Below are 18,607 nucleotides of genomic sequence, written 5' to 3'. Positions count from 1 at the left end.
TCCTGCCAGCCGCCACCGTCATCCCTCGACGATCCCGACCAGTGGACCGACCGCGGAACGGATCGCGCGCTGGACGTCCGTGGCCGGGGCGGACGCGTCCACGACGAGGAAGCGCTCGGGCTCGGCGGCGGCCATGTCGAGGAACGCCTGGCGGACCGTCTCGTGGAACGTCTCGGCCTCGGACTCGAGTCGGTCGAAGGTGTCTCCGCGCGCCGCGGCCACCCGCGCACGCCCGACGGTGACGTCGAGGTCGAGCAGGATCGTGCGGTCCGGCGTGAGCCCGTCCGACGCCCAGTCCGACACCGAACGGATGTGCTCGGCGCCGAGGCCGCGCGCGACCCCCTGGTACGCCACCGAGGAGTCGATGTACCGGTCCTGCAGCACCACGTCGCCGCGGGCGATGGCGGGGCGGACGAGGGTCTCGACGTGGTGCGCGCGATCGGCCGCGTAGAGCAGGGCCTCGGCCCGAGGCGCGACGTGGCCGCGCTCGTGCAGGACGATCTCGCGGATCCGCGTGCCGAGGTCGGTGCCGCCCGGCTCACGGGTGCGCACCACGGTCCGGCCGTGCTCCTCGAGCCAGGCGGTCAGCAGCTCCGCCTGCGTCGTCTTGCCCGCACCGTCGCCGCCCTCGAGCGTGATGAACCGGCCGGTCACTTCTTCTTGGCCGCCGGCTTCCGCGCCGGTGCCTTCTTCTTCACCGGTCCCTTGGCACGCTTGTCCGCGATGAGCTGCACGGCGCGGGCGTGGTCGACGGCCTCGACGTCCTCGCCGCGCGGGATCGTCGCGTTGGTCTCGCCGTCCGTGACGTACGGACCGAACCGGCCGTCCTTCATCTTGATCGGCTTGCCGGACACCGGGTCGGCGTCGAACTCCTTGAGCGCTGCGCTCGCCGAGCTGCGGCCGCCGTACTTGGGCTGGGCGAAGAGCTCGAGCGCACCGGGGAGGTCGATGTCGAAGATCGCGTCCTCGCCCGGCAGGGTTCGGGTGTCCGTGCCCTTCTTGAGGTACGGACCGTAGCGGCCGTTCTGCGCGGTGATGTCGTCGCCGGACTCGGGGTCCTTGCCGACGACCCGCGGCAGGTCGAGCAGCTTCAGCGCCGTCTCGAGGTCGACCGTCTGCGGGTCCATCGACTTGAAGAGGGACGCCGTGCGCTCCTTGGTCGCCGCGGGCTTCTTCGTGGTCTTCTTCGCCGGAGCCTTCTTCGCGGCACCCTTCGCGGTGGTCTTCGCTGCGGGCTCCGCCTCGGCGGCGGCCGGCGTGGCCTGCGCGTCGAGCACCTCGCCCGTCGCGGCGTCGACCGCGGGTTCCGGCTCCGGGGTGCGCTCGGTCACGTACGGACCGAACCGGCCGTCCTTCGCGAGGACCTCTTTTCCGGTCTCGGGGTTGATGCCGACGACGCGGTCCCCGAGCACCGGGGCGTCCACGAGCTCGCGGGCCTTCTCGGCGGTGAGCTCGTCGGGAGCGAGGTCCTCGGGCACGTTGACGCGACGGGGCTTCTCGGGGTCGTCGCTCGGCACCTCGATGTAGGGGCCGTAGCGACCGATGCGGAGGGTCAGCCCCGGCGCCAGTTCGACGGAGTTGATCTCGCGCGCATCGATCTCGCCGAGGTTGTCGATGACCGTGCGGAGCCCGCGCTGGTCACCACCACCGAAGTAGAACTCCTTGAGCCAGTCGACCCGGTCGGCGTCGCCGTTCGCGATCCGGTCGAGGTCGGCTTCCATGTCGGCCGTGAACTGGTACTGCACGAGGTCACCGAAGTACTCCTCCAGCAGCCGGACCACGCTGAACGCGATCCAGTTCGGCACGAGCTGGGTCCCGCGCAGCGACACGTAGCCGCGGTCGATGATCGTCGGGCTGATCGTCGGGAAGGTCGACGGGCGACCGATGTCGAGGTCTTCGAGCGTCTTGATGAGGCTCGCCTCGGTGTAGCGCGGCGGCGGGGTGGTGTCGTGGCCCTTCGCGACGACGTCGTCGACGGCGAGGTGCTCGCCTTCCTTGACGTCCGGCAGCGCCACGTCGTTGCCCGAGCGGTCCGAGGACTCGTGGCGGTCCTCGTCCTTGCCCTCTTCGTAGGCGTTGAGGAACCCGCGGAAGGTGATGACCGTGCCGGACGCCGTGAACTCGGCGTCGGTGCCGTTCGCCGTGGCCGGGATGCCCTCGACGGACTCCCCGGAGGAGATGCCGAGCACGATCGATGCTGTGGAGCCCTTGGCGTCCGCCATCTGCGACGCGATGGTGCGCTTCCAGATGAGGTCGTAGAGGCGCCACTCGACACCGGTCAGCGTCCCCTCGAGCTGCGACGGGGTGCGGAAGGTGTCGCCGGCGGGCCGGATCGCCTCGTGCGCTTCCTGCGCGTTCTTGCTCTTGCTCGCGTAGACGCGCGGCTTGTCCGGCACGGTCGCGGCGCCGTAGAGGTCCGCGGCCTGCTTGCGAGCGGCGTCGAGCGCCTGCTTCGACAGGTTGACCGAGTCCGTACGGATGTAGGTGATGTAGCCGTTCTCGTACAGCGTCTGCGCCGCACGGGCGGTCTGTCGCGGCGAGAGGCGGAGCTTGCGCGCCGCTTCCTGCTGCATGGTCGACGTCGTGAACGGTGCTGCCGGGCGGCGCGTGTAGGGCTTCGACTCGACGCTGCGGACGGTGGCGTCACCGGCACGCTCGAGCACGGTGGTGAGCGCGGCCGCGGCGGCTTCGTCGAGGCGGACGGCCTCGCCCTTCAGGGCACCGCGGTCGTCGAAGTCACGACCGGAGGCGACCCGGGTCCCCTGGACCCGCGCGAGTCGAGCGGTGAAGGCGGCGTCGCCCTCCTTCTCGAAGCGCGCACTGAGGTCCCAGTAGTTGGCGGACACGAACGCGAGGCGTTCGCGCTCACGGTCGACGACGAGACGCGTGGCAGCGGACTGCACGCGACCGGCCGAGAGCCCCGGACCGATCTTGCGCCAGAGCACGGGCGAGACCTCGTACCCGTAGAGACGGTCGAGGATGCGGCGGGTCTCCTGCGCGTCGACGAGCGCGGTGTCGAGCTCACGGGTGGCTTCCTGCGCGCGCTGGATCGCCTCCTTCGTGATCTCGTGGAAGACCATGCGCTTGACCGGCACCTTGGGCTTGAGGACCTGCAGCAGGTGCCACGCGATGGCCTCGCCTTCGCGGTCCTCATCAGTTGCGAGGTAGAGCTCGTCGGCTTCCTTGAGCGCACGCTTCAGCTCGGAGACGGTCTTCTTCTTCGCGTCCGAGACGACGTAGTAGGGCTCGAAGCCGTTGTCGACGTCCACCGAGAACTTGCCGAGCGAGCCCTTCTTGAGCTCCGCCGGCAGGTTCTTGGGCTCGACGAGGTCCCGGATGTGTCCGACGGACGCCTGGACCTCGTATCCGTCACCGAGGTATTGCGCGATCGTCTTGGCCTTCGCGGGGCTCTCGACGATGACGAGCTTCTTCGTGCCTGGCACGTGTCTCCTTGATCGATGGTGCGCGTCGGCCCTGGACGACGAGCGCGTCCGGGTCGACCGGGGCACCGATGACCGGGGGCCGACAGGCACACCATACACATAGTGTTCGGGCTGGTCGTCCGCCGGACCGGCGACTGCGACTGCGCCCACGGCGAACGGTCCGCCGCCGACCACGACCCGGACCCGCGCGGCGGAGGCAGCCGTCCCGCAGGTGTCGAGGGCTGCCTGGTTCCTCGCTGCCACGCGCGTCGCGGCGGAGCAGGGTTCGCCCGGGACGAGCCCGACGAGGGCCGCCGCGGCGGCGAGCGCCGAGGCGTCGGCAGCGGCCTGGGCGCGGATCGTGGCCACGCGCAGTCCGGCTCCGGCGAGCGCCGCCGTCAGGACGACGAGGACGACGCCGACGACCGCCGAGAGGAGGACGGTGGCGGACCCGCGCTCGTTCACCGTCCGTCCTCCGCAGCGCAGCCGGTGGCACGGAGCGGGACGGCCTCGAACGGCCCCGCGGCCCCTCGTGCTGCCCGGACGCAGACGACACCACCGTCGCGGTACACCGTCATGCCGGCCCCGGGTGCGAGGTGCTCGAGGGCTGCGCGCCCGGCGTCGTCGTCCCCGCGACCGAACGCTCGTGCCGCCGTGGCCGCCGCGAGCTGGAGGCGACCGAGGCCGTCGACGACGAGCACCGCGGCGACGAGCGAGGTCAGGACGAGTGCCACGACGGGGAGCACGACCGCGAACTCGACGCTCACGGTGCCGCGCTCCCCGTCCGCCGGCGGGCGCGGGTCAGCCGTGCGCGGGTCAGAGGGACAGGGCACCGCGGACGAGTTCCGTGAGGATGCTCTGCACTTCTCCGGAGCGCATCACGGCGACGAGCACCCCGGCGAACGCGACGGCGGCGAGGATCACCACCGCGTACTCGGCCGTCGCCGATCCCCGGTCGTCGTCGAGTCGTCGCCGGAGTCGTGCGCCGAGGGGCTGGCGGTGCGTGCTGGGTGAGTCGGTCATGTGACTGTCCTTCCTGGTGCGGTGCGGTGCGATGCGATGCGATGCGACCAGCCTCGCCGCGGGCGGCCCTCGGCACGGGAACGGTCACCGGATCTGTGGAGGATCAGCCGACGTCGACGACGGTGGAGGAGAGGACGCCGACCACCACCGGGACGACCCCGACGAGGACGAACGCCGGGAGGACGCACACCCCGAGCGGCAGGACGAGCCGGACCGCGAGTCGTTCCGCGGCGGCGAGGCCCGCGGCAGCGACGTCGTCGCGGACGTCCTCGGCAGCCGCACGGAGCAGCGACGCCGCCGGGACCCCGGCACGCTGCGCGAGTGCGAGGACCTCCCGGAGGTGTTCGCCGTCCGCGGCACGGCACGGTCGGTCGGCGAAGGCGGTCCGCACGGCCGCTCCCCCGTCCGCCCACGACCCACCACCCGACACCGCGACCGCCCACGCGTCGAGCAGCACGCCCGGCAGGTGCCCGTCGGGCGTCGCCGCACGGACGAGGCGCGCGGTCCACGCCCGCCCCAGCACGACCAGCGCGGTGGCGAGGACGACGCAGGTCCAGCCGATCGGCGACGCCACGAGCACCTGGACGGCACCCGATCCCCAGGTCGACCCGAGCGCGAGGCCGAGCAGCGGCAACGCGAGCACCACCCGGGCGCTCGCGCGTGGACCGGCGAGTGCCACGAGGACAGCGCGGTCCGATGCCGCCGACCGCCGGAGCGCTCCGGCGAGCGTGCGGACGGTGCCCGCCGACGGCGCCCCGGTGTGTTCGGCGACGCGGAGCACGGCGGCGACGTCCTGCCACGCGGGGCCGGCGTCCCGCGGGAAGCCGCCCACCAGTGCCCACGCCCGGGTGGGCGGAACGCCGGCGGCGACGAGCGTCGCGACCCGGTCCAGCGTCCGGGCCGCCGCCGCTGGGTCGAGGGCCGCGTGCCGTGGGCGCACCGACCGTCTCACCGCGACCGGTCCACCGGACGGACCACGAGCCTCCCGTCCGGACCGACACGGAACGCACCCACCGCGCCCAGCCGCCGCCGTCCCGCGTGCCGCTCGACGTGCACCACCAGGTCGAGCGCACTGACCGCCTGCCGGGCGAGCGCCTCCGGCCCGAGCCCGGCGAGCGCACCGAGTGCCTCGAGCCGCGCTGCCACGTCGGCGATCCCGTTGGCGTGCACCGTCCCCGCTCCCCCGTCGTGCCCGGTGTTCAGGGCGGAGAGGAGCTCTCGGACCTCGGCGCCCCGGCACTCCCCGACGACGATGCGGTCGGGTCGCATGCGGAGCGCTTCGCGGACGAGCCGGTCGAGGCCGAGCGCACCGGCGCCCTCGGCGTTCGCCTGCCGGGCCTCGAGCGTGACGACGTGCGGGTGGTCGATCCGGAGTTCGGCGACGTCCTCGACGGTGACGATCCGCTCGTCGGGCGGGACGGCCGCCAGCATCGCGGCGAGCATGGTGGTCTTGCCGCTCCCGGTCGCGCCGGTGACGAGCACGTTGCGGCGCTCGTCGACCGCTCGCTCGAGGACCGATCGAGGGACGCGCGCGAACGCTCCGAGCGCCTCGAGCGACTGCAGGGTCGGCCGGGTCGGTGCGGGCAGTCGGATCGAGACCGCGGTCCCGCCGACGGACACGGGTGCGAGCACGACGTGCACGCGGATGCCGTCGCCGTGCCGGACGTCGACGCAGGGCGTGGTCTCGTCGACGTGCCGCCCGCCCCGTGCCACGAGTTCGGTCGCGAGTTCCCGCACCCGCCGTTCGGGCAGCTCGGGTCCGGCTCGTTCGAGCCCGCACCCCCGGTCGACCCACGTCCCGCGGCCACCGACCACGAGGACGTCGGTGACGCCCGCGTCGCCGACGAGCGCGGCGAGCTCCTCGAACTCAGCGGCGACGACGTCCCGACTCCGGATCGGTCGCGTGGCGCCGGGCAGGAACGGGGCGTCGGCACGGTGTCGGTGCATGCGACCAGAGAGTAGGGAACGGCCGTCGCCGTTCGGCGGTCCACTGCACCTTCTGTGGAGAGCTGCCCGCTCGGCGAGCAACGGACCGTTTTGTACCCCGGCACGCAATGCCGTACCCCACTCGGTGTCCCAGCGTCGGAACACCCGCACGCTACGGCCCGCCGAGCAGTGCCGAGTTCGTTTGTGCAACACGTGTCGAACAACCCGACGCACCGTTCCATGCAGGAGCATGGACAGGTCTGTCCACGCTTCGGCATGCCCGCGCGGATCGACGCGTGTCACCGACCACGAGCGCGGTCATCCGTGGCACGAACCGGCCCGGAAACGAGAAGAGGCGGCACCGGTTGGGGGGAACAGGTGCCGCCTTGACATCGGTGGATTGGGGGGAATCCGAACCGTTGCCGCCGGAAACGAGTCCAGCGGGAACTACTGTACCCCATGATCGGCCTCCGGAAGCAACCCCCGGATGGACTTCTGGGCGTGCCGCGGTGCACGCCCAGAGCGAACAGGACCGCCACGGCCGCACGCGCCCCCGCCGACCCGCGCCCATGCCGAGGGGTAGTCTCCGACTGCACCCCTGCCGCAACGACGCGAAAGGACATCGATGTCCGCTCCGACCCAGACCGACCCCCGCAACGACGGAGCCCCCGGCAGCCCGGACACCCCGGACGCAGGCCGAGACGCCACGTTCCCCCCGTCGCCGGAGTTCGTCGCCGACGCCGTCGCACACGAGGACCTGCACGAGGCCGCCTCCGCCGACCGCGAGGCGTTCTGGGCGGACCAGTCCCGCGCGCTCCTCGACTGGCGGACGCCGTTCACCCAGACCCTCGACTGGTCCGGAGCCCCGTTCGCGAAGTGGTTCGCCGACGGCACGCTCAACGTCGCCGAGAACTGCCTCGACCGGCACGTCCGCGCGGGCAACGGCGACCGGGTGGCGATCCACTTCGAGGGTGCTCCCGGGGACACCCGACGCATCACCTACGCCGAGCTGACCGCCGACGTGCAGCGCGCCGCGAACATGCTCACCGACCTCGGCGTCGGGCAGGGCGACCGCGTCGTCGTCTACCTCCCCCTCATCCCCGAGGCCGTCGTCACGATGCTCGCCGTCGCCCGCATCGGCGCCGTGCACTCGGTCGTGTTCGGTGGCTTCAGCGCGGAGAGCCTCCGCGCCCGCATCGAGGACGCCGGCGCGAAGCTCGTCGTCACGGCCGACGGCGGCTGGCGCCGTGGCGCGGTGTCCGCGCTCAAGCCCGCGGTCGACGAGGCGCTCGAGGGCGAGCGCACCGACAGCGTCGAGCACGTCCTCGTCGTCAAGCGCGGCGGCAACGACATCGCCTGGAACGAGCGCGACCTCTGGTGGCACGAGGAACTGGCGAAGGCGGACCCCACCCACGAGGCGCAGGCCTTCCCCGCCGAGACGCCCCTCTTCATCCTCTACACCTCGGGCACGACCGGGAAGCCGAAGGGCATCGTGCACACCTCCGGCGGGTACCTGACCCAGGCGGCGTACACGCACAAGAACGTGTTCGACATGCACCCGGAGAAGGACGTCTACTGGTGCACCGCCGACATCGGCTGGATCACCGGGCACTCCTACGTCGTCTACGGCCCCCTCGCGAACGGCGTCACGCAGGTGCTCTACGAGGGCACCCCGGACGAGCCGAAGCCCGGCCGCTGGTGGGACATCGTCGACGCGTACGGCGTCACGGTCCTCTACACCGCGCCGACCGCGGTCCGCGCCGCGATGAAGGCCGGCCGCGCGGTCCCGGAGGCCCGCAGCCTCGAGACCCTCCGACTGCTCGGCAGCGTCGGCGAACCGATCAACCCCGAGGCGTGGAACTGGTACCGCCAGGTCATCGGCCACGACCGCACGCCCATCGTCGACACGTGGTGGCAGACCGAGACCGGCGCGATCATGATCTCCGCGCTGCCCGGCGTCACGAAGCTCAAGCCCGGTGCCGCCCAGACACCGCTGCCGGGCATCGTCGCCGAGATCGTCGACGACGACGGCCACCGCGCCGACCCCGGCGAGAGCGGCTACCTCACCATCACCGAACCGTGGCCGTCGATGGCGCGCGGCATCTGGGGTGACCCGCACCGCTTCGTCGAGACCTACTGGTCACGGTTCCCCGGTCGGTACTTCGCGGGCGACGGCGCCCGGCTCGACGGCCAGGGCGACATCTGGATCCAGGGTCGGGTCGACGACGTCATGAACGTGTCGGGACACCGCCTGTCGACGGCCGAGATCGAGTCGGCCCTCGTCGGGCACGAGGGCGTGGCCGAGGCCGCGGTCGTCGGTGCCGCCGACGAGACCACCGGGCAGGCGGTCGTGGCCTACGTCATCCTCACGTCGGAGGCGGCGGCCGACGTCGACCGCGAGTCCGCGGCCGCGGAGCTCCGGAACTGGGTGGGCAAGCGCATCGGCGCCATCGCGAAGCCCCGGCAGGTGGTGATCGTGCCCGAGCTGCCGAAGACACGCTCCGGCAAGATCATGCGTCGCCTGCTCCGCGACGCGGCCGAGGGCCGTCGCATCGGCGACACGACCACGCTGGCCGACCCGACGATCATGGCGACCATCTCGGAACTCATGTAGCCGGAACGACGCGAGCCGCGCCTCCTGTCCGATCGGACTGGAGGCGCGGCTCGCGTGACGTGCGCTGCTGCCGGTCCGTCAGTCGGTGAGTTCCACCACCAGCTCGACCTCGACCGGCGCGTCCAGCGGGAGCACGGCGACGCCCACCGCGCTCCGCGCGTGGACGCCGGCGTCACCGAACACGTCGCCGACGAGCGTCGACGCGCCGTTCGCGACGCCGGGCTGCCCGGTGAAGGACGCGTCGGACGCGACGAACACCGTGACCTTGACGACGCGCGCGACCCGGTCGAGCGAACCGGCGACCGACTCGACGGCGGCGAGGGCGTTGAGTGCTGCCACCCGCGCCTGGGCCGTGGCGGTCTCGGCGTCGACCGTGCCGCCCACCTTGCCGGTGACCGGCAGCGCACCGTCCACGAACGGCAGCTGACCGGCCGTGTAGACGTACCGTCCGGTGACGACGGCGGGCACGTAGGCCGCGACGGGGGCCGCGACCGCCGGCAGGGTCAGTCCGAGCTCGGCGAGCCGGTCGGCGACGGTCATGCGTCGGCCTTCGGGCGCTTCAGGTAGGCGACGAGGCCGCCCTCGGGGCCGGTGACGACCTGGACGAGTTCCCACCCCTCGTCACCGAAGTTGTTGAGGATGGCGGTGGTGTTGTGGATGATCAACGGGGTCGTGAGGTATTCCCAGCGAGTCATGGAGATCCTTGCCAGCCTTTCAGTCGGCGGTGTCGTTTAGGCTGCATCCTATGTCTGCCCAGAAGACGTCTGCCTCGCGGACCAAGCCCGTCTCTGCAGTCGGCGCCTTCGTCGGTTTCGTCGGTTTCAGCGTGCTCGCCGGTCTGCTCGTCACGATCGGTGTCACCCCGGCCATCGCGGTCGCCGGTGTCACGACGACGTCGACGATCGGCGTGTTCGAGTCCCTGCCGGAGTACATCGAGATCGGTGACCTCCCGCAGCGCAACGAGCTGTACGCGTACCAGGGCGGCAAGAGCGTGCACTTCGCGACGGTCTACGACCAGAACCGTCAGGAGCTGAAGTTCGACCAGATCAGCGACCAGCTGAAGAACGCGGCGATCGACGGCGAGGACAAGCGCTTCTACGACCACGGCGGCGTCGACATGACCTCGCTCGTCCGTGCGGGCGTGGGCTCCCTCGCGGGCGGCCTCGGCGAGTCGGGCGGTGGGTCGACGCTGACCATGCAGCTCGTCCGCAACATCAAGATGAACCAGGCGCTCGAGCTCACCACTCCGGAAGAGCGTCTCAAGGCCTACAACGACGCGGTCGAGCAGACCATCCCCCGCAAGCTCGAGGAGATGAAGCTCGCGATCGGGCTCGCGAAGAAGTACACCCACAAGGAGATCCTCACCGGGTACCTCAACATCGCGTACTTCGGCGACCAGACCTACGGCGTGCAGGCCGCCGCGCAGCACTACTACAACAAGAGCGCGACCGACCTGACCCCGGCCGAGGCCGCCTCGATCCTCGCGATCGTGCAGTCGCCGAACACGCGCAACCTGTCGAACCCGAAGTACTACGACGCCAACGTCGCTCGCCGCAACGTCATCCTCAAGTCGATGTACGCGCAGAAGCACCTGACGAAGGCCGAGTACGACGAAGCCGTCAAGTCGAACCCGAAGGACTACGTCCACCTGACGCAGCCGTCCCAGGGCTGCAAGGCCTCGGTCGGCGACGGCTCGCAGTTCTTCTGCGACTACGCCGTGCAGGTCGTCAAGGAGATGTCGCAGCTCGGCGCCACGCAGAAGGAGCGCGACGCCGCCTGGCGCAACGGCGGCTACAAGATCCAGACGACGCTCGACATCGACGCCAACGCGCAGCAGAAGCAGGTGCTCAACACCTACGACAACAAGGCCGAGACGAACTTCAAGCTCGGCGCAGCGCTCGACTCGGTCGAGGTCGGCACGGGTCGCATCCTGACGATGGCGCAGAACAAGGACTACGACCAGTCGCTGCAGTCCCCGCCGACGTCGACGTCGATCAACTACAGCGTCGACAAGAAGTACGGCGGCGGCATCGGCTTCCAGGTCGGGTCGACCTACAAGCTCTTCACGCTGCTGCAGTGGCTCAAGGCCGGCCACGGCCTCAACGAGACCGTGAACGGGACGCCGCACAACACCGCCGTCTGGCAGCACTGTGGCGAACCGAGCTACACGAACTGGGCGCCGAAGAACGACTCCGCGGGTGAGAACGGCAACTACACCGTCGCCCGTGCGACCGCGCTGTCGGTGAACGCAGCGTTCGCCTCGATGGCCGCCAAGCTCGACCTCTGCGACATCAAGCAGACTGCGCAGGACCTCGGCGTGCACTCCGGTGACGACAAGACCGAGCTCAACTCGTACCCGTCGTCCATCCTCGGCACGAACAACATCGCGCCGCTGACGATGGCCGCCGCGTACGCCGGTGTCGCCAACAACGGCACCTTCTGCGAGCCCATCGCGATCGACAACGTCACCAACGCCGAGGGCAAGAGCCTCGGCGGCCAACCGAAGGCCTGCAAGCAGGTCCTCGACCCCTCGGTTGCGCAGACCGCGGTCTACGCGATGAAGGGCACGATCTCCGGCGGTACCGCGGTCGGCGCCCAGACCTACGACGGCACCCAGCTGTTCGGCAAGACGGGCACCACCGACGACGCCGACCAGATCTGGCTCGTCGGGTCGAGCACCCGCGTCGCCACGGCCTACTGGCAGGGCAACACCGACGGTGGCAAGAACAACCTCCGTCACTACGGCAACGGTGTCAGCGGCACCTACGCGAGCGCCCGTGCGGACGTCTGGCGGCAGGCGCAGACCCCGATGAACGCGCTGTACCCGGCCGGTGCCTTCACGGACCCGTCGTCCTCGGCCCTGCGCGGCAACGCGAAGGCCGTCCCGGACGTGACCGGCAAGACCGCTGCCGAGGCGAAGGCCGCGATCGCCGGCGCCGGGTTCACCTACGTGGACGGCGGCGCGCAGCCGGGCTCCGCGAAGGCCGGCACCGTCTCCTCGACCTCGCCGTCGGCCAACTCGCTGCTCTCGAGCGGTTCGAGCGTCACCGTCTACACCTCCGACGGCTCGCAGATCGTCATGCCCGCGATCGCCGGAGCAACGCTGGACACAGCGCGATCGAAGCTCAACGAGCTCGGGTTCTCGAACGTGAGCATCTCCGACTCGTACGTCAAGGGCGGCGCCGGCAAGACGTGCCGTGTGGCCTCGGTCGACCCGGGCGTGCACGCTGCGGCGAGCAAGGACTCCGCGGTGACGCTGACCCTCTACGGCGACAAGAACGGCAAGGCGCCCAAGGACTGCAAGTGAGTCGCGGTCGCGCTGCGCTGGGGGTCATCGCAGCGGGCGCGGCCGTCGGTGCCGCGTCGGCGGCCTGGGGCACGCTCGTCGAGCGACGTCGGTTCGGCATCCGGTGGGAGACCATCCCGGTGCTCCCGCCGGGGTCGCGCGACGTCACCGTGCTGCACCTGTCCGACATCCACATGGCGCCGTGGCAGGCCGACAAGCAGCAGTGGCTGCGTGACCTGAGCCTCGTCGAGCCCGACTTCATCGTCAACACCGGCGACAACCTCGGGCACCCCACGGCCAACGCTGCGGTGGAGTACGCGCTCGAGCCGTTCCGCGGCGTCCCCGGGGCGTTCGCGTACGGGTCGAACGACTTCTACGGGCCGACGCCGCGCAACCCGCTCAAGTACTTCGGCGGTCCGAGCACCCACAAGCACGGCACCCGCCCGGTCGAGCTCGACATCGACCGGCAGACGGCGTTCTTCGAGTCCCTCGGCTGGCTCGACGTGAACGACCAGGCACACGCCATCGAACTCCGCGGGTCGCGGTTCGAGCTGTTCGGGACGTCCGACGCCCACCGCGACTGGGACCGACTCGACCTGCTGCCGACCAACGTCGACGAGATGCGCGGCGACGTGCCCTGGTCGGAGGACGAGGACGGCCCCTCCCCCGTCGCCCTCGGCATCACCCACGCGCCGTACCGCCGGGTGCTCGACGCCTTCGTCACCCAGGGCGCCGACGTCATCTTCGCCGGGCACACCCACGGCGGACAGGTCCAGGTCCCCGGTGTCGGCGCGCTCGTCACGAACTGCGACCTGCCGCGTCGGTACGTCAGCGGGCTGCACAAGTGGCAGCACCGTGGGCACTGGTCGTGGCTCGAGGTCTCTGCGGGCCTCGGCACGTCGATCTACGCGCCGGTCCGCTTCGCCTGCCGACCCGAGGCCGTCGTGGTCACCCTGACGGCCCGCACGGACTGAACACGACGCGCCCGGGAGTTCGCCGGATGGTCACGACCACCCCCGATCATCGGATAGACTTCTGGGGTTGCTCCGGTACGGAGTGACCACACCGCGGGGTGTGGCGCAGCTTGGTAGCGCGCCTCGTTCGGGACGAGGAGGTCGCAGGTTCAAATCCTGTCACCCCGACACTGTGTTGAGACAGTACGAAGAAGGCCCTGGTTCTCCGGAACCAGGGCCTTCTGCTTTGCGTGGTGTGTCGGCCGGGGGCGCTCGCGCGTTCGTGAGCAGAAATGGTCGGGTGGCGTGCGGCGACCCGACCATTCCTGCTCACGAAGTGGCCGCGCGCGCGCGTACCCGCGGGCGCGTCAGACCGACGCGCCCTCCCCCGCAGCCACGAGCCGGCCCTCCGCGTGCAGCCCCGCCACCACGTCGAGCGCCTGGTGCCGGTACCGCGCCTGGGCTGCGCCAGGAGCGACGATCACGCCGTTCGCCCCGGTCGAGGCCACGAGCGCGTTGATCTTCGCCGCGACCTCGTCCGCGGTGCCGTACGCCTGACGCTCGGTCCGTGCCTGGATGAACCGCCGCTCGAGGTCGCTGAACTCGTACGCGCGGGCCTCCTCCATGGACACCGGCTCGGGCTTCGCGCCCTGCCGCATCCGGATGAACGAGATCATGCCCGGAGCACTCTGCTCGTCGATCACGGCGGGGTCCTCGTCGGTGACGACCTGCACGCCGATCAGCGCGTTCGGGGTCTGCCGGAAGCGCGACGGCCGGAAGGAGTCACGGTAGAGCGCGAGCGCGGCCTCGGTGTTGTCCGACGCGAAGTGGTGCGCGAAGGCGAACGAGACGCCGAGGGCACCGGCGACCTGCGCGCTGTACCCGGAGGACCCGAGCAGCCAGAACTCCGGCACGTCGCCGTAGCCCGGTACCGCTTGGATCCTGGCGAGGGGGTTCGAGGGGTCCATCCCGGTGAAGAAGCCGATCAGGTCGGCCAGCCGGTCGGGGAAGTCGTCGACGTCGAGCCGGTCGGTCCGGCGCAGCGCCATCGCGGTCGCGCCGTCGGTGCCCGGGGCACGCCCGAGGCCGAGGTCGACCCGGTCGCCGTAGAGCGCGCGGAGCGTGCCGAACTGCTCGGCGATGACGAGCGGTGCGTGGTTCGGCAGCATGACGCCGCCGGAACCGATCCGGATGGCGGACGTCGCGGCACCCACGGCGCTGAGCAGCACCGCCGGCGCAGAGGACGTGATCCCCGGCATGCCGTGGTGCTCGGCGACCCAGAAGCGCTCGTAGCCGAGCTTCTCGGCGTGCACCGCCATGTCGATGGAGCCCTGCAGGGCTTCGGTGTTGGACTGACCGTACTCGCGAGTCGCCAGGTCGAGGACGGACAGGTGCACGGATGCGTCGCTCATGCAATCGCCAACGCCACCCGGCCGACGTGCATTCCGCACCGCGTGCGGGCCTGGAGGCGCGGGTCGGCGCCGACCCGCGCCTCCAGTCCGGCAGACGGTCGCGTCTGCACGAGGCGGGCCGGCGGACCCGTCAGTCGCCGTCGAGGCGTCCGCCGGACTCCGTGAGGTAGCAGTTGGCGCACAGCGACTCGTAGGTGACGTCGACGCCGTCGATCGCGACCTGCGATCCGTCGAAGACGAACCGTCCGTCGACCTTGCGGGCGTTGAAGACCGCCTTGCGGCCGCAGCGGCAGATCGTCTTGAGTTCCTCGAGCGAGTGCGCGACCTCGAGCAGGCGGGCGCTGCCGGGGAACGCCTCGGTGCGGAAGTCCGTCCGGATGCCGTACGTGATGACCGGCACCTCGTCGAGGACGGCGATGCGCAGCAGGTCGTCGACCTGGCGGGGCGTGAGGAACTGCGCCTCGTCGACGAGCACGCAGCTGACCGGCCGGACCATGCCGTCGAGCCGGTCGGACTCGGGGTCGGTGGCACCGGCCTCGGTGACCGCCGCGCGGACGTCGGCGTCGGGCGTGAACACGATGTCGACGGTGCGGGTCACCCCGAGCCGCGAGACAATCTCACGGTCGCCCTTGGTGTCGACCGACGGCTTCGCGAGGAGGACCCGGTGACCGCGTTCCTCGTAGTTGTAGGCCGCCTGCAGGAGCCCGGTGCTCTTGCCGCTGTTCATGGCGCCGTAGCGGAAGTAGAGCTTCGCCACTACGCGAGGAACCCGTCCTCGGCCGCACGACGGATGAGGTCGGACTTCTTGGACGCGGGCCGGCCGACCTTGCTGTACTTCTCGCGCACGCGGCGCAGGTAGGTCTTCGCGGTCTCGTACTGCACGTTCATCTGCGCGGCGACCTCGTTCGTCGAGTAGCCCGACACGTACAGGCGCAGCGCTTCCTCTTCGCCGTGGCTGAGCTTCGGCCGCTGGTGTGCGTTCGCCCCGGTCGGCAGCGGACGCCAGTCGCGCTGCGGCGGGGTGTCCCGCGCGACGCCCATGATCTCGCGCGCGACGTCCATGACCTCGCGCATGGGGAGCGACTTCGACAGGAAGGCGGCGGCGCCGGCGGCGAGCGCACGGTCGCGGGACTCACGGCTGTCGACGCTCGACAGGACGATGACCTTGGCCCCGGCGGCACGGCAGGTGCGCACGCGGGCCTCGATCGAGACGGGTTCCTTGAGCTGGAAGTCGAGGAACACCAGGTCGGTCGGGAAGTTCTCGCTGTGCACCATCTCGAGCCACGTGTGGGCCGTCAGTGCGAGGTCGAAGTCGAACGCGTTCACCGCGATCCAGCTCGACAGGCTGTCCAACAGCACCTCGTGGTCGTCGAGGATCGCCAGCCGCACGCGTCGTGTCCCCGGGTTCGGGACGGCGGGCGCACCATCCGTGATCCGGCTCGGGTCAGTGCTGGTCATACGAGAACCTTAGTGCGAGGGCGGAGGGTCGGACCGCGACGTCCAGATCGGGGAACGTCACGCGGAGGACCGCGAAGTAGGGGTCGAAGGTGCGGTGGATGCCGACGTCGGAATCGGCGACGGCGAGGTCGATCGCGACGGTCACGCCGCGGCTCGTCGCGGGCGGCTGCGCGGTGGCGGTGGTCCGCTCGTCGCCGCCTATCCCTCCGTCCGCGTCGCCGGCCGCCCCGTCGTCCGTCCCCGTCCTTCGGATCGTGGCGCGGAACCCGGCGGGGTCGACCGTGGAGGCACGCAGCGCGGCCCGCAGGAACGTCCGGACCACCGTCCGCTGGTCGGCGTCGAGGGTGGCGATGAGCCCGTCGGGGTCGTCGACGACGGCGTCGGTACCCCCGTCGGTGCGGACGGCCTGCTCGAACCAGGTCCGGTCGGCGTCGGCCACCATCGAGCGCCGGATGCCGTCGGCGATCGACCGGGCCCGGGCACGGTCGGCGTCGGTGATGACCTCGCGCGTGCGGAGCTCGGCGAAGAAGGGTGCGACGTCGCGGGCGAGGATCGTCGAGCGGTCCTGCTGCACGCTGGCGTCGATGCCGTCGCGCTCCGCACGCTCGACCGAGTACGACCCGGCACGGATCTGCACGCGCTCGGCGAGCCCGGCGAACGTCCACGCGAACACCGCCGAGGCCGCGGTGAGCACGAGCGTCGGCGCTGCCGCCAGGAACGCCGCGACGCCGATCGGGACGTGGTGCGGGAACGCCCACGCCGCGATGCCCCACGAGACCCCGGTGACGACCGCGAGCAGCAGGCCGCCCAGGGCCAGGTCCGTCCAGGGTCGGTACGGCGCCGTCATGACGATGCCGGTCGCGGCGAGCAGGGACATGAAGTCGTTCAGTGCGCTGCGGTCCGGGCCCCACTGGGCGGCGACGCTCGTGATCGTCGCCGCGGCGAGGAGCAGCACGTGCACCACGAACGCCCAGCGCGGGAACGGTGCGCGGAACGGACTCGACGCGACGAACACGACCGCTCCGGAGGCCGCGACGAGCAGCACGGTGAGGGCGCTCAGGGTGGGGCTGCCGACGACGTCCCGGTCGAAGACGGACACGAACAGCGCCCACAGCACGCCGCAGGCGCCGAGCACGATGGCCAGCGGGCGGGACCCCATCGCGCCGAGCGGGTCGTACTGCTGCGCGGTGCGGCCGGCGTCGCGGGCGGGACCGGGGCGCGTCACCGGCCGACCTCGGACCCGGCGTTCGGCACCGGGGTCGTCCCGGTGACCGCACCGTACGGCACGGACATCATGACGCTCGTCCCCGAGCCCGGCGACGACCACACCTGCACGTCGCCGCCGACCCGGCCGATCCGCTCCCGCACGGATCCGCGCAGGCCCATCCGGTCGGGGCTCGTCGTGGACTCGTCGAAACCGCGCCCGTCGTCGACCACCATGACCGTGCACGCCACCCCGTCGTCGAACACGCTCACTTCGGCCGCGTCGGTTCCCGCGTGCTTCCGGACGTTCGCCAGGCACTGGCCGACGGCACGGAGGATCGCCGTCATCGCCGCCTGGTCCAACCGGACGAGGGCCGCGGGGTCACCGGTGACGGTCACCGTGAGTCCGAGCGCCCGGTGGTCGTCGACCATCTGCTCGAACGCGCGCACCGCGGCACCGGGTTCGGCGCGGGCCGGGCGGGCCCCCGGCGCGAGCCACTCCTTGCCCGTGAGCATCGCGACGTCCGCCTCGACCGTGCGGGCGAGCTGCGGGTCCATCGGGCCGTCGGGCGCGAGGGCGATCGCACCGAGGTGGTTGAGGACCGTGTCGTGCAGGATGGCCGCCGCCTCGGCCTCGACCCCGGCGCGGTACGCGGACACGTGCTCCTCGCGCGCGGAACGGAGCAGCTCGGGCTGCACACGCTCGGAGCGGGCGGTGTTGCGGCTCGTGATGAGCACGAGGGCGATGACGAACGCGAGCGTCACCCACGCGAGCACGAGGGGGTGCGTGGGACCGCCCGCCTGCGCGATCGCGATCGACGTCGCGACCCGACCGACCAGGAACCCGGCGATCGACCACAGCGCCACCCGCCCCGCGACCGCGCCGGCACCGCCCACCAGCACGAGCGGGATGATCGACAGGGAGAGCAGGTACGAGGCGACCCACCCGGCGGGGACCTCGCGTTGCACGACCACGGCGAACCACCACGCGCACACCCCGCCGACGACGAGGAACGCGACGGCCGACCGCCACGTGCCGAACTGCACGTGGACGGCGATCATGCCGAGCATCGGGACCAGCGCCAGCACGGCACCGATCACCCGGACGTCCGGTTCGGCCAGGCGGTAGAGCACCAGGGCGATCGCGGCGGCGGCGAGCGAACCGATCGCCGCGGCGTGGAAGGCCCGAACGGTCGACCACGCGTTCACTCGCGGAGCGAGGTGCGTGGGGATGCCGAGCACGGGTGGGGGTCCTTCCGGACGTGGGGGAACGCCGCCCACGATCCAACCACGGTTGGTGCGACCGTGTA

Annotated in this window: 16 protein-coding genes and 1 tRNA gene; 4 read left to right on the top strand and 13 right to left on the bottom strand. The window is 71.4% G+C overall.

What is annotated here, in order from left to right:
- Positions 1-18: 18 nt before the first annotated feature.
- From tmk to BIV03_RS12635, 6 genes are all read right to left on the bottom strand, one after another.
- Positions 19-654 carry a dTMP kinase gene (tmk, locus tag BIV03_RS12660; RefSeq protein ID WP_071295959.1) on the bottom strand — a complete coding sequence of 212 codons (636 nt, stop codon included), beginning with the start codon at positions 652-654 and terminating at the stop codon, positions 19-21.
- Complete coding sequence (topA, locus tag BIV03_RS12655; protein ID WP_070419502.1) at positions 651-3,443, bottom strand: type I DNA topoisomerase; 2,793 nt, start codon at positions 3,441-3,443, stop codon at positions 651-653. Before topA ends, tmk begins: the two co-directional genes overlap by 4 nt.
- 440 nt (positions 3,444-3,883) lie before the next feature.
- Complete coding sequence (locus BIV03_RS12650; RefSeq protein ID WP_071295958.1) at positions 3,884-4,189, bottom strand: hypothetical protein; 306 nt, start codon at positions 4,187-4,189, stop codon at positions 3,884-3,886.
- Between the two features lie 49 nt (positions 4,190-4,238).
- Positions 4,239-4,445: a DUF4244 domain-containing protein gene (locus BIV03_RS12645; RefSeq protein WP_071295957.1), complete on the bottom strand. Its 207-nt coding sequence runs from the start codon at positions 4,443-4,445 to the stop codon at positions 4,239-4,241.
- Positions 4,446-4,548: 103 nt separating this feature from the next.
- A complete protein-coding gene (locus tag BIV03_RS12640) occupies positions 4,549-5,385 on the bottom strand; it encodes a type II secretion system F family protein (RefSeq protein WP_071295956.1) in 837 nt (278 codons plus the stop codon).
- A gap of 8 nt (positions 5,386-5,393) precedes the next feature.
- Positions 5,394-6,392 (bottom strand): TadA family conjugal transfer-associated ATPase, encoded by a 999-nt coding sequence (locus tag BIV03_RS12635; RefSeq protein ID WP_083403414.1) that lies wholly within the window; start codon positions 6,390-6,392, stop codon positions 5,394-5,396.
- A gap of 604 nt (positions 6,393-6,996) precedes the next feature.
- On the opposite strand from BIV03_RS12635, the gene acs reads away from it, so the two are divergent.
- Positions 6,997-8,985: an acetate--CoA ligase gene (gene acs, locus BIV03_RS12630; RefSeq protein WP_071295955.1), complete on the top strand. Its 1,989-nt coding sequence runs from the start codon at positions 6,997-6,999 to the stop codon at positions 8,983-8,985.
- 78 nt (positions 8,986-9,063) lie between these two features.
- On the opposite strand, the gene BIV03_RS12625 is transcribed toward acs, so the two are convergent.
- Together BIV03_RS12625 and BIV03_RS19670 are read right to left on the bottom strand one after the other, a co-directional pair.
- Positions 9,064-9,525, bottom strand: a complete 462-nt coding sequence (locus BIV03_RS12625) for a RidA family protein (protein WP_071295954.1) — start codon at positions 9,523-9,525, stop codon at positions 9,064-9,066.
- Entirely contained in the window at positions 9,522-9,680 is a 159-nt protein-coding gene (locus BIV03_RS19670; protein ID WP_022907077.1) for a hypothetical protein, read from the bottom strand. The genes BIV03_RS12625 and BIV03_RS19670 overlap by 4 nt, the downstream gene beginning before the upstream one ends.
- A gap of 50 nt (positions 9,681-9,730) precedes the next feature.
- On the opposite strand from BIV03_RS19670, the gene BIV03_RS12620 reads away from it, so the two are divergent.
- From BIV03_RS12620 to BIV03_RS12610, 3 genes are all read left to right on the top strand, one after another.
- Positions 9,731-12,292, top strand: a complete 2,562-nt coding sequence (locus tag BIV03_RS12620; protein WP_070418411.1) for a transglycosylase domain-containing protein — start codon at positions 9,731-9,733, stop codon at positions 12,290-12,292.
- Complete coding sequence (locus tag BIV03_RS12615; RefSeq protein WP_070418410.1) at positions 12,289-13,245, top strand: metallophosphoesterase; 957 nt, start codon at positions 12,289-12,291, stop codon at positions 13,243-13,245. Before BIV03_RS12620 ends, BIV03_RS12615 begins: the two co-directional genes overlap by 4 nt.
- Before the next feature lie 94 nt (positions 13,246-13,339).
- Positions 13,340-13,413 (top strand) — tRNA-Pro (locus BIV03_RS12610).
- Between the two features lie 179 nt (positions 13,414-13,592).
- Here BIV03_RS12610 and BIV03_RS12605 read toward each other — a convergent pair.
- From BIV03_RS12605 to BIV03_RS12585, 5 genes are all read right to left on the bottom strand, one after another.
- Positions 13,593-14,636, bottom strand: a complete 1,044-nt coding sequence (locus tag BIV03_RS12605) for an LLM class flavin-dependent oxidoreductase (protein WP_071295953.1) — start codon at positions 14,634-14,636, stop codon at positions 13,593-13,595.
- A 130-nt stretch (positions 14,637-14,766) separates the two neighbouring features.
- Positions 14,767-15,393: a thymidine kinase gene (locus BIV03_RS12600; protein ID WP_071295952.1), complete on the bottom strand. Its 627-nt coding sequence runs from the start codon at positions 15,391-15,393 to the stop codon at positions 14,767-14,769.
- Entirely contained in the window at positions 15,393-16,094 is a 702-nt protein-coding gene (locus BIV03_RS12595; RefSeq protein ID WP_229086463.1) for a response regulator transcription factor, read from the bottom strand. Before BIV03_RS12595 ends, BIV03_RS12600 begins: the two co-directional genes overlap by 1 nt.
- Positions 16,081-17,319, bottom strand: coding sequence for a hypothetical protein (locus tag BIV03_RS12590; RefSeq protein WP_071295951.1), 1,239 nt, complete (start codon positions 17,317-17,319; stop codon positions 16,081-16,083). The genes BIV03_RS12595 and BIV03_RS12590 overlap by 14 nt, the downstream gene beginning before the upstream one ends.
- Complete coding sequence (locus tag BIV03_RS12585; RefSeq protein WP_070418406.1) at positions 17,316-18,539, bottom strand: sensor histidine kinase; 1,224 nt, start codon at positions 18,537-18,539, stop codon at positions 17,316-17,318. Before BIV03_RS12585 ends, BIV03_RS12590 begins: the two co-directional genes overlap by 4 nt.
- Positions 18,540-18,607 lie beyond the last annotated feature (68 nt).

This window comes from Curtobacterium sp. MCBA15_016 (assembly GCF_001865105.1).
Classification (GTDB): Bacteria; Actinomycetota; Actinomycetes; order Actinomycetales; family Microbacteriaceae; genus Curtobacterium.
The sequence above is the reverse complement of the archived record's forward strand: the minus strand, read 5'-3'. Positions and strand labels throughout refer to the sequence as shown.

Bases quoted from the DNA above. Each gene is read 5' to 3' on its own strand.
- BIV03_RS12645 (WP_071295957.1), bottom strand. From the start codon at position 4,445: ATGACCGACTCACCCAGCACGCACCGCCAGCCCCTCGGCGCACGACTC.
- BIV03_RS12635 (WP_083403414.1), bottom strand. From the start codon at position 6,392: ATGCACCGACACCGTGCCGACGCCCCGTTCCTGCCCGGCGCCACGCGA.
- acs (WP_071295955.1), top strand. From the start codon at position 6,997: ATGTCCGCTCCGACCCAGACCGACCCCCGCAACGACGGAGCCCCCGGC.
- BIV03_RS12625 (WP_071295954.1), bottom strand. From the start codon at position 9,525: ATGACCGTCGCCGACCGGCTCGCCGAGCTCGGACTGACCCTGCCGGCG.
- BIV03_RS19670 (WP_022907077.1), bottom strand. From the start codon at position 9,680: ATGACTCGCTGGGAATACCTCACGACCCCGTTGATCATCCACAACACC.
- BIV03_RS12620 (WP_070418411.1), top strand. From the start codon at position 9,731: ATGTCTGCCCAGAAGACGTCTGCCTCGCGGACCAAGCCCGTCTCTGCA.
- BIV03_RS12605 (WP_071295953.1), bottom strand. From the start codon at position 14,636: ATGAGCGACGCATCCGTGCACCTGTCCGTCCTCGACCTGGCGACTCGC.
- BIV03_RS12595 (WP_229086463.1), bottom strand. From the start codon at position 16,094: ATGACCAGCACTGACCCGAGCCGGATCACGGATGGTGCGCCCGCCGTC.